General features: G+C 61.9%; 5 protein-coding genes. 3 read left to right on the plus strand and 2 right to left on the minus strand.

Annotation, left to right across the window (positions count from 1 at the left end):
• Positions 1–27 precede the first annotated feature (27 nt).
• The 3 genes from FNU79_RS03600 to FNU79_RS03610 all read left to right on the plus strand — a co-directional run bounded on the left by FNU79_RS03600 (position 28) and on the right by FNU79_RS03610 (position 4703).
• Positions 28–723, plus strand: coding sequence for a vWA domain-containing protein (locus FNU79_RS03600; protein WP_143719532.1), 696 nt, complete (start codon positions 28–30; stop codon positions 721–723).
• The gene (locus tag FNU79_RS03605; protein ID WP_225429855.1) at positions 720–2174 is read left to right on the plus strand and encodes a hypothetical protein; all 1455 of its coding nucleotides are present in this window, start codon (positions 720–722) and stop codon (positions 2172–2174) included. The genes FNU79_RS03600 and FNU79_RS03605 overlap by 4 nt, the downstream gene beginning before the upstream one ends.
• Before the next feature lie 240 nt (positions 2175–2414).
• Positions 2415–4703 (plus strand): HD domain-containing phosphohydrolase, encoded by a 2289-nt coding sequence (locus FNU79_RS03610; protein ID WP_143719533.1) that lies wholly within the window; start codon positions 2415–2417, stop codon positions 4701–4703.
• Positions 4704–4844: 141 nt separating this feature from the next.
• Here FNU79_RS03610 and FNU79_RS03615 read toward each other — a convergent pair whose 3' ends face one another.
• Both FNU79_RS03615 and FNU79_RS03620 read right to left on the minus strand, forming a co-directional pair.
• Positions 4845–6311, minus strand: coding sequence for a glutamate synthase subunit beta (locus FNU79_RS03615; protein WP_143719534.1), 1467 nt, complete (start codon positions 6309–6311; stop codon positions 4845–4847).
• Between the two features lie 61 nt (positions 6312–6372).
• Positions 6373–11250: a glutamate synthase-related protein gene (locus tag FNU79_RS03620; protein ID WP_143719535.1), complete on the minus strand. Its 4878-nt coding sequence runs from the start codon at positions 11248–11250 to the stop codon at positions 6373–6375.
• Between the last annotated feature and the right edge of the window lie 85 nt (positions 11251–11335).

Below are 11335 nucleotides of genomic sequence, written 5' to 3' on the forward strand. Positions count from 1 at the left end.
ACGATTTTCAACGTGGAGACTTCTTTTATGACCAGTTTTGCGCTTTTTCCAATCTTATCCAGCTTGCTCGTGCCCACCCCGCTCAGCGCGGCCTCGGTGCTGGGGCTGAGTTCACCGCCCATTCACCTGGTGATCGCCGTGGATATGACCGGCAGCAGCAAAAATCCGGCGTTTCAGTACGCGCCGCAGGCCCGCCTCATCGCCCAGAATGTACTGCTCAATCAGGTCAAGAGCGGCGACAGCGTGACCTTGCTGCAAGTCTGTAGCGGCGTCAAGACCATCGCCGATTTCCAGTACCAGGGGGCCAACGGCGCTCGGATGCCCAAGAGCGATATTTTGCGCTATTCCAACGCCTTGACCGCTCCCTGCAAGGGCAGAGGCAGCGCCATTACCGCCGGATTCAGCGCTGCCACTTCGGCGGGGCAGCGCATCAAAGACGCCAAGACCGTGGTGGTTTACTTTACCGACGGAGCCGTGCTGGACGACCCGCAGCGCTCGACTTTGCCCAGCGTGTTCAGCAAACTGCTGGGCCGCAGCACCGCCACCGTCTTTATTGCGGGCCTCAGCCCCGAGGCCGACGCCACGGGCAGCAGCATCCGCGACAGCTTCACGGCCCAGCTCGGCAAGTCCGCCAACGACAAACGGGTGATTCTGGCCGGAGCGTATGACCTCGCCAACGTGTACCCGAGCTTTGCCGCCGCTGTCAAGGCAGACCGCCGATGACCACACTCGACCCGAATCAGATGGAGGCCAACCAAACCGAGACGGCCAGCGAGACTCTTTCCCCTCCCTACGGGCAGCTAAATATGGTGTTCGATGCTGTGCAAAATGAACAGCCGCCCGCCGACCCCGCTAGCGATCAATCTCATCTGGCCGCCCTGCCCACGCCCGAAGCGCTCAGCGCCCAGCAGTTCATGCCGGTTTTGCCGCCCGCCGAGCTGGAAACGTATCTCAGCGACGTGCAGCGTGACATTCAACTGATCGACGACGAAGCCCAGCGCTCGGATTTGCTGCGCCGCGCCCGCGTCCTTGACCTGGGAGTGCGCCAGTACGAAGTCAATTACAATGTGACTTACGCGGCCCTCACCCGCGCTCTGGCCGAAACGGGGGTGGGCGTGCGGCAATCCTGGTCGCGCCAAGAGCAGCATCTCAAGTTCATGAACGATTCGAGCAGCGCCAGCGAGCGGGCTTACACTCAGGCCACCGAAGCGATTGAGCAGGCCACTCAGCAGCGCTTCGACGCTTTGATCGAGCAAGGTGTCAGCCCGTACACCCGCGACGCCGACGACCTCTACGGACAAGCGGCGCTGGCCTCGCTCGCCAAAGACGGGCAGCCCTACCGCCCCGAGCCGGACAAGTCGCTGAGCGCCAAAGCCTTTTCGTTTTTTGCGGTGTTCAGCAAATTTTTCGTGGGCCTGATCAGCGGCATCAGCATCAATTTGCTGTTCAACCCCGACAATTTGCTGTATATGACCATCATTGCGCTGAGCGCCGGGGTGATGTTCAGCGTCTTGCTGCTGTGGCTGCTCGAAGAACTGGCTTACCGCACCCAGCTCAGCAAAAATCGGCGCAGCGCGGCGTCTCTGGTGACGGCCATCTTGCTCATCAGCTCGCTGTACCTGGTGGTGGAAGGCTACCTCAACTGGGACGGCATCTTGCGGGTCACGCAGCAACTCGCCGCCAACGCCGCCCAGAGCAGCACCTTGCAAGACCTCTCGTCTCCCAGTTCAGATGTGCCGACCACCCCTCAGCACTGGTCGCTGCTGGCCTTTACAGTCTCTCTGGTCAGCATGGCGATTGGGGCCGCGCTGATTCAGGGCCGCAACCGCGCCCACCACCAACAAGAAGACGAGCGCCTTAGCCGCCGGGTCGCCGACCTCAAGACCAGCGGCGACCTCCGCAGCGCCGCCCACGCCACCACCTTACCGGCGCTGCTCGAAGACGCCCGCAGCCGCATTCAGCCGCCACGCGACATCAGCAGCCCCAAGCACGCCAAGCTCAATGAGCGGGTGCTCAACTGGTGGGAAAAAGAGCGCGACACCCAGATCAGCGAACTGAGCAGCGCCATCGTGAGTGAAGCGCAAGGACTTCAAAAAGCGCTGGAAACGCTGGCCCAGGACGTGCAGCGCTCCCGTTTTCCCAAAACGCGGCGCGGCTTGGCGGGGTTGTTTTAGTGGGGTTGGGTTGGCCCTGTTTCGGCTGAGCGAACAGGCTGGGCCAAACAGCACTCCGGTGTGGCTCCATTCCCCACACCACTGCGCTATTGTGATTTAATTCTCAGAGCACCAGTAAACAGCTTGAGAGGGCGGGGATGGTCTGCGCGTTGAGGAAAGCCGCATGAAAGCATTGAAATCAAATGGGCGCTCCAAAGCGGTGCTTGGCCTGTGGCTGGGCGGCTGGCTGCCGGAGCGGGGATGACATTTTCCACGCTGCTGTCGCTGGCTGACAGTCTTTTCTTTGCGCTGATCTTGTTTCCGTCGTTTGCCATTTTGGTGAGTCTGAGCTTTTCCGCCGAGCAAAATTGGAAGACCAAAGTCTTTCGCGGCTTGGTGTATTTGGGCGCGGGCCTCGCCTGCTTGATGCATACCCACACGTTTGCGCCGGGCTTTTACCTTGATTTCAGGGAAGTTCCGGTGGCACTGGCCAGCAGCTTCATGGGCACGCCCTGGGGAGTGCTGATCGGCACGGCACTCTCCCTCTACCACTGGCTGATTTTGGGACAGCAGGGCGCGGGAATCGCCAGCTTGCAACTGGCCAGCGTGGTGGGCATAGCCGCTCTTTTGCGCCGCAGCAAGATCAAAATCGGCCAGTCTCTTAAGCAAAGGGCCGTGTACGCCGCGCTGCTGTTTGTGCCGAGCAGCGCCGTCTTGCTGCTCAATTTTGTGCGGGCCCCGCAGGCATTCAGCGTGGCCGCCGAACTGTACGTCATCAAAGTGGTCTTTAGCATCACCGGCTTTTGCTTGTGGGCCGCGCTGGTGTCGCTGGCCCGGCAAACCGTGGTCAGCAACCGCCGCTACCAGCGCCTCGCCACCCGCGACGCCCTGACCGGCCTACACAACCGCTACGCTTTTGAAGAAGATCAGCCGCCGCTCAGCCCCAACCACCCCGAGGCCCGTTTTTTGCTGCTGCTCGACCTCGACCATTTCAAACGGGTCAACGACGAACACGGCCACCTCTACGGCGACCAAGTGCTTAAGCAGTTCAGCAAGGTGCTGAGTGCTCACCTCAATGAGCGCAGCCGGGCTTACCGGGTGGGCGGCGAGGAATTCGCGGTGCGGCTGAGCGTCAAGCACGCAGAAGCTCAACACACCGTGCAGGCCTTCACTGAGCAGCTTCAATCGGCTTTGGCCGAAGTGCACCGTAAGCACTTCAGCAGCCTCAATTTTGCGCTGACGGTATCCGGCGGCTTGGTCGCTGAGGGAGAACAGGCCTTTCAGCGGGCCGATGAGCTGCTGTATTTGGCAAAGGGAGCCGGGCGCAATCAAATTCTGGCCGAGTGGCAACCGCGACCAGAAGCGCTGCCGCCTTCACCGTTTAACGACGCTTCTCCCGGCGCGGCCACCATCCGCTCGCTGCTGAGATTTCTGGCGGAGCAGGGCAGCGACGAGCCCGATTTGCCGGGCCTGCTCAGAGCCGCCATCCTCTGTGTGCCGGGGGCCGAAGCCGGCAGCTTGTCGGTGCGCGACGGTGAGGAGTGGGTGGTGCGCGGCGAAGTGGGATACGGCGAAGCGCTACTCGGCGTCCGGTACACCTTTTCACAAATGCAAAATTGGCACGGTGACCTCGAACAGTTGCAGCGGGGCCAGCCGCGCCTGCTGACCGGCGAAGCCCTACAGCTCCATTCTCAGCGCGATGTAGAGCCGCCGGATATCCCTGCTTCGGTCAGGCGCATCCACGAACTCAAAGCCAATTTGCTGCTTCCGATTGTGGTGCAGGGCAAAGTGGTCGCCGAACTCAATCTCGACAATCTGCACGATCCGGCGGCCTTTAGCTCCACTTCACTGGAATTGGCCAAAGAATTCGCGCTGTGGGCCGCCGCTGTGATGGCCGCCCACGAACGCCGCCACCAGCACCAAGCCGATCAGGAAAGCGCCCTGCTGATGCTGGGGCTGGCCCTAGAGACCCGCGACGGAGCCACTCAGGGGCACACCCGTCGGGTCGTGGAACTCTCCAGCGCACTCGGCCAGCATTTGGCCCTCAGTGACGAGCAACTCGGGGCGCTGCGCCAAGGCGCTTACCTGCACGATCTGGGCAAACTGCAAGTGGCTGACCGCGTGCTGCTCAAATCCGGCCCCTTCGACGCCGAAGAAGAAGCGCTGATGCAGCGGCATGTCGAACTGGGCACGCAACTGGCTGAGCATTTTCCCAATGTCTCGCCCGACGCCTGCAAGATCATTGAGTTTCACCATGAACGCTGGGACGGTGCCGGCTACCCCAGCGGCGTCTCGGGCAAGGACATCCCGCTGCTGGCCCGCATTTTTGCGGTGGCCGATGTCTACGACGCCTTGGTGAGCGAACGGCCTTATAAAGCCGAATGGACGCCGGAAGCCGCCATTTGGGAAATCGTCGCCCAGCGCGGCGTGCAGTTTGATCCTGAGGTGGTGGACGCCTTTGTGGAATTGATGGACGATCCACAAAGCCGTGAGCCGTCTCACTGGGCTGCCGTCAATACCGCTCAGCCCCACTCCCGAACGCAGTTTTGATTTGGGGGTGGTGAAGGTAGAGCCGTCCTTAAAAACTCCCCACGAAGCCCGACCATCTGGGTCACGGCTTCGCGGGGAGGTGCGCGGCGCTTGAGGGCAAGCGTTTGGTTTTGGCGCTGGAGAATGGGGATATCCGAGCGTCTATCTGGGCAAAAGAGAAGTGCCCATCAAAAAGCGGTCAATTTCCCGCGCCGCTTGCCGCCCCTCACGGATGGCCCAGACCACCAGCGACTGACCGCGCCGCATGTCGCCCGCCGCGAATACGCCCGGCACGTTGGTGAAGTAGCCGGTCTCGTCGTCGGTTCCGGCCTGAGCGTTGCCGCGTCCGTCGCGCTCCACGCCGAATTTCTCTAAAATGCCGTCCACCGGGCTCATGAAACCCATCGCCAGCAGCACCAGATCGGCGGGCAAAAATTCCTCGCTCCCTTCCACTTCCACCATCTTGCCGCCTTCCCACTGCACCCGCACGGTGCGGATGCCGATCAGCTTGCCGTCTTCACCGGCAAATTCGCGGGTGGCGATGGCAAACTCACGCACGCCGCCTTCCTGATGGCTGCTGCTGGTGCGCAGGCGGTAAGGCCAGTAGGGCCAGCTCAGCGGCTTGTATTCTTCTTCTGGCGGCATCGGCATCAGCTCGAACTGGGTGACACTTTTCGCGCCCTGGCGGTGGCTGGTGCCCATGCAGTCCGAGCCGGTGTCGCCGCCGCCAATCACGATCACGTTTTTGCCAGTAGCCAGAATCTGCCCATCAGTTGGCCCGCCGTGATTGACTCTATTTTGCTGCGGCAAAAATTCCATCGCAAAATGCACGCCGCTCATCTCGCGCCCCGGCACCGGGAGGTCGCGGGGATGCTCGGCCCCCCCGGAGAGCAGCACGGCGTCAAATTCTGCTTTCAGGTCGTCCGGATTGACCGTCTCGGTGTGGTGCGAGGTGACCTTCAGCTTTTCTGGCAACTCGCCCACCAGCACGCCGGTGCGGAACACCACCCCCTCAGCCTGCATCTGCTCGACCCGGCGGTCGATCTGGTGCTTTTCCATCTTGAAATCGGGGATGCCGTAGCGCAGCAGACCGCCCACCCGTTCATTTTTCTCGAAGACCGTGACCGCGTGCCCGGCGCGGGCGAGTTGCTGCGCGGCGGCCATTCCGGCGGGGCCGCTGCCGATGACTGCCACTGTTTTGCCGGTCACAAAGGCGGGCGGCTGCGGCGTGACCCAGCCTTCCTCCCAAGCACGGTCGATAATGGCCCGCTCAATGCTCTTGATGCCCACCGCGTCGTCATTGAAATTCAGGGTGCAGGCCGCCTCGCAGGGCGCGGGGCAGATCCGTCCGGTGAATTCGGGAAAATTGTTGGTGGAATGCAGCACGTCGATAGCCGATTTCCAATCGTTTTGGTACACCAGGTCATTGAAATCGGGAATGATGTTATTGACCGGGCAGCCGTTGTTGCAAAAGGGAATGCCGCAGTCCATACAGCGGGCGGCCTGCTGCTTGGCGTCGCCGTCTTTGAGGGTATGCACGAACTCGCGGTAGTGCCGCAGGCGGGCGTCGGCGGGTTCGTAGGTGTCACTGACGCGGTTGTATTCTAAAAATCCGGTGATTTTTGCCATTGGTGATCTCTCCTGCGGGTGGGGATAAGGTCATGAGCGCCAGCGAATAAGGTTCTCTGCTCTACTTCGTGTGCGTGGCAATCCCCGCCGCCACTTCGCCGGGAATGGTGCCCGCCGCTTCGCTAACCTGAAGGCTGTTCATCTCGCCCAGCGCCCGGCGGTACTCGTGCGGGTAGACTTTGACGAATTTGCCCAGCGCTGCTTCCCAGTTGTCGAGCAGGTCGCCGGCCCGCAAAGAACCCGTCCAAGCGTGGTGGTCTTCGATCAGCTTGCGGAGCTGTTCTTCGTCGGTCAGGCCTCTGTGCAGGTGGCCGTCGCCCTGGCCGAGGCGCAGTTGTTCGAGCTGGGTGGCGCTGGTTTGCAGCGGCACCATCTCCACCATCGTGGTGTTGCAGCGGTGCTTGAAGGTGCCGTCCTCGTCGTAGACGTAAGCCACGCCGCCCGACATGCCCGCCGCGAAGTTGCGCCCAGTCTGACCCAGCACCACCACCGTGCCGCCGGTCATGTATTCGCAGCCGTGATCGCCGGTGCCCTCGACCACCGTACTGGCTCCGCTGAGCCGCACCGCGAAGCGCTCGCCCGCCACGCCCCTGAAAAAGGCCTCGCCGGAAGTCGCGCCGTACAGCACGGTATTGCCAGCGATCGTGTTTTTGGTGGCGTCGCCCCTGAAGTCGATGCTGGGACGGATCACGACCCGCCCGCCCGACAGCCCCTTGCCGGTGTAGTCGTTGGCGTCACCGACCAAGTAAAGCGTGATGCCCTGCGCCAGAAATGCGCCGAAGCTCTGGCCGCCGGTGCCTTCCATCCGGACATGAATGAAGTCGTCCGGCAGGCCTTCCGGGCGCAGGCGAATCAGCTCGCCCGAGAGCATTGCTCCTACCGTGCGGTTAACATTGCGGGCCGGTTGCAAAATCTGAATCGGCTCGCTGCCGTTAAAAGCGGCGCGGACTTTTTGAATCAGCACGTGATCGAGCGCCCGCTCCAGGCCGTGATCTTGCCCACTTTCGTGGCGGCGCAGATAATCACCTTCGGGCCGGTAAAACACGCGGCTGAAATCCAGACCCCGCGCTTTCCAGTGCTCGATGCCGCTGCGGGTGTCTAGAAGATCGCTGCGGCCCACCAGGTCTTCAAATTTGCGGACGCCGAGTGAGGCCATGATGGCGCGGACTTCCTCGGCCACGAAGAAGAAGAAATTGATGACGTGTTCGGGCTTGCCTGCGAACCTTTTGCGGAGTTCAGGGTCTTGGGTCGCCACGCCCACCGGACAGGTATTGAGGTGGCATTTGCGCATCATGATGCAGCCCTCGGCCACCAGCGGCGCAGTGGCAAAGCCGAATTCGTCTGCGCCGAGGAGAGCGCCGATCACCACGTCGCGTCCGGTTTTCATCTGGCCGTCGGCCTGCACTCGCACCCGGTCACGCAAGCGGTTGAGCACCAGTGTTTGCTGCGTTTCGGCCAGGCCCAGTTCCCAGGGCGTTCCGGCGTGCTTGATCGAGCTGTACGGAGAAGCGCCGGTGCCGCCGTCGTGTCCGGCGACCACGATATGATCGGCCTTGGCTTTGGTGACGCCTGCCGCCACCGTCCCGATGCCGACTTCCGACACCAATTTGACCGAGATGTCGGCTCTGGGATTGACATTCTTGAGGTCGTGGATGAGCTGCGCCAGATCTTCGATGCTGTAGATGTCGTGGTGCGGCGGCGGCGAGATCAGGCCCACGCCCGGCACCGAGTGGCGCAGCATCCCGATGTATTCGCTGACCTTGCCGCCCGGCAGTTGGCCGCCCTCGCCGGGCTTGGCTCCCTGCGCCATTTTGATCTGAATCTGGTCGGCGCTGACCAGATACTCGGTGGTCACCCCGAAGCGGCCCGAAGCCACCTGCTTGATCTTGCTGCGCAGGCTGTCGCCATCTTGCAGTTCGTAGTCGGCCAGCAGTTGGCCCGCGCCGAGGATGTCACCGACTTTGGTTCCAGCGCTGATGGTGTTGCCCCTGCGCTCCTCGCGGTAGCGGGCCGGGTCTTCGCCGCCCTCGCCGGTGTTGCTCTTGCCACCGATACGGTTCATGGCGACGGCCAGCGTGGTATGCGCCTCGGTGCTGATGCTGCCGAGCGACATCGCTCCCGTCGCAAAGCGCTTGACGATCTCGGAGGCGGCTTCGACTTCTTCCAGTGGAATAGCAGCCGCCGGATCGGTTTTAAGCTCGAACAACCCACGCAGGGTCATGTGGCGCTTGGACTGGTCGTTGATGATGCTGGAATATTCGCTGAAGGTCTTGGCCTGGTTGGCCCGGACGGCGTGCTGGAGTTTGGCCACCGCGTCGGGCGTCCACATATGCTCCTCGCCCCTGGCCCGCCAAGCGTACTCGCCGCCCACGTCCAGCATGTTGGCCAGCAGCGGATTGTCTCCGAAAGCGGCTTCATGGGTACGAATGGCTTCTTCCATCACTCCAAAAATGTCGATGCCGCCGACCTGGGTACTGGTGCCGGGGAAATACCCGTCCACAAGGTCGTGCGACAGGCCCACCGCTTCAAAAATCTGCGCTCCGCAGTAACTCATGTAGGTGCTGATGCCCATTTTGGACATGATCTTAGAGAGGCCCTTGCCGACGGCTTTGATGTAATTGTAGATGGCCTGCGCACTATCGACGTGGGCGCTGTCGCCCTGCCCGTTGGGATCGGCGTGCAGCGAAATCAGGGTTTCGAGGGCCAGATACGGATGGATGGCCTCCGCGCCGTAGCCCGCCAGCACCGCGAAGTGGTGAATCTCGCGGGCGTCGCCAGTTTCGACGACCAAGCCCGCCGAAGTCCGCAGCCCCTCGCGCACCAGGTAATTGTGAATGGCTGACACTGCCAGCAGGGCGGGCACTGCCACGCGCTCGCGGCTGAGTCTGCGGTCAGAAATAATCAGGATGCTGGCCCCGCCCTTGATGGCGTCCACCGCCTGAGCACGCAGCGAAGCGATTTTGGCTTCCACGCCCTCGCGGCCCCACTCTGCCGGGTAGGTGATGTCGAGTTCATGCGGCTTGAATTTGCCGCGTGTGTGCTCGGAGATGGCCCGCAGCCGCGCCATATCATTGAAATCCAAGATCGGCTGCGAGACTTCTAGGCGCATGGTCGGATTGGCCGCGTTGATATCGAGCAGGTTGGGCTTGGGGCCGATGAAGCTGCGCAGCGACATCACGACGGCCTCGCGGATCGGGTCAATCGGCGGGTTGGTCACTTGAGCGAACAGTTGCCGGAAATAGTTGTAGAGCGGTTTACTCCTGCTGCTCAGCACCGCCAGCGGCGAGTCGTTGCCCATGCTGCCGATGCCCTCTTCCCCGAGCGCGGCCATCGGCCCCATCAAGAATTTCAGGTCTTCTTGGGTGTAGCCAAACGCCTGCTGACGGTCTAAACGGCTCTCGGCGAAGCTGCCGACCTCACCGGACACGTCGATCTGGCTGAGGTTGACCCGCACGTTGTCGATCCACTGGCGGTAAGGCTTGGCTCCGGCGTACTGGGCCTTGAGTTCGTCGTCCTCGATGATCCGGCCCTGATCAAAGTCGATCATGAACATCTTGCCAGGTTGCAGCCGCCACTTGCGGACAATCTGGCGCTCGGGAATCGGCAGCACGCCCGATTCGGAGGCCAGCACCACCAAGTCGTCTTTGGTGACGATATAGCGGGCCGGGCGCAGGCCGTTGCGGTCGAGCATCGCACCGAGTTGCCGCCCGTCGGTGAAGACCATCGCGGCGGGGCCGTCCCAGGGCTCCATCATGGCGGCGTGGTACTCATAAAAAGCGCGGCGCTGCTGATCCATCAAAGCGTTTTGCTCCCACGCTTCGGGAATCAGCATCATGGCCGCCTGCGCCATCGGGTAGCCTGCCAGTGTCAGCAGTTCGAGCGCGTTGTCGAAGGTGGCGGTATCGGACTCGCCCTCAAAGCTGATCGGATACAGCTTCTTGAGATCGTCGCCCAGAATCGGGCTGCTCATCACGCCCTCGCGTGCCCGCATCCAGTTGAAGTTGCCCTTGACGGTGTTGATCTCGCCGTTGTGGGCCACCATCCGGTAGGGGTGGGCCAGCGGCCACTCGGGGAAAGTATTGGTCGAAAAGCGCTGGTGAACAAGGGCAAGGGCCGAGACGACCCGCACGTCCTTGAGATCAAGATAATACTGTCCCACCTGAGTCGCCAGCAGCAGGCCCTTGTAAATCACTGTGCGGCACGACATCGACGGCACGTAATACTCGCTGCTGTGGGTCAGGTTGAGGTAACGAATGGCGTTGGAGGCCACTCGCCGGATGATGTAAAGTTTGCGCTCCAGCGCGTCGGGCACCAAAATGTCGGGGCCGCGCCCGATAAAGATTTGCCGGATGACCGGCTCTTTTTCGCGCACGGCGGGCGACATCGGCATACTGCTGTCCACCGGCACTTCGCGCCAGCCCAGCACCACCTGTCCCTCGGCGTGAACGGCCCGCTCGAGTTCCTGTTGGCAAAAGCGGCGCGAGGCGGCTTCTTTGGGCAAAAAGATCATCCCGACGCCGTATTCGCCAGCGGGCGGCAATGTCACGCCCTGAGCCGCCATTTCAGCCCGGTAGAATTCATCGGGAATCTGAATCAGAATCCCCGCGCCGTCGCCCATCAGCTTGTCTGCGCCGACTGCGCCCCGGTGATCCAGATTCTCCAAAATCTTGAGGCCCTGCTCAATGATGCTGTGGGCCTTTTTGCCTTTGATGTGCGCGACCATGCCGACACCGCAAGCGTCGTGTTCGTTGGCCGGGTCGTACAAGCCCTGCTGAGCCGCCTCGGCTCGCCCCTCGTCGGTGTGAGTGTGCGCCGAATTGGTAGATGAAGGATCACGCCTTAAATCTTTATGCAAATCAGATTCTACCGTTTCGGCAACCGGCGTATCTTGATTTTGAATCTCGACTTGGCTTTTCTTTTGCTCCTGCTGATCCTGCATAGCGGTTCCTCCAGTGCTGCCGGACTGAGCCGGGGCGTTGCTGTGCGTACCATAGCGAATCTAAAAGCCGACCCCGGAGGGTATG

This window comes from Deinococcus detaillensis (assembly GCF_007280555.1).
GTDB classification, from domain to species: domain Bacteria; phylum Deinococcota; class Deinococci; order Deinococcales; family Deinococcaceae; genus Deinococcus; species Deinococcus detaillensis.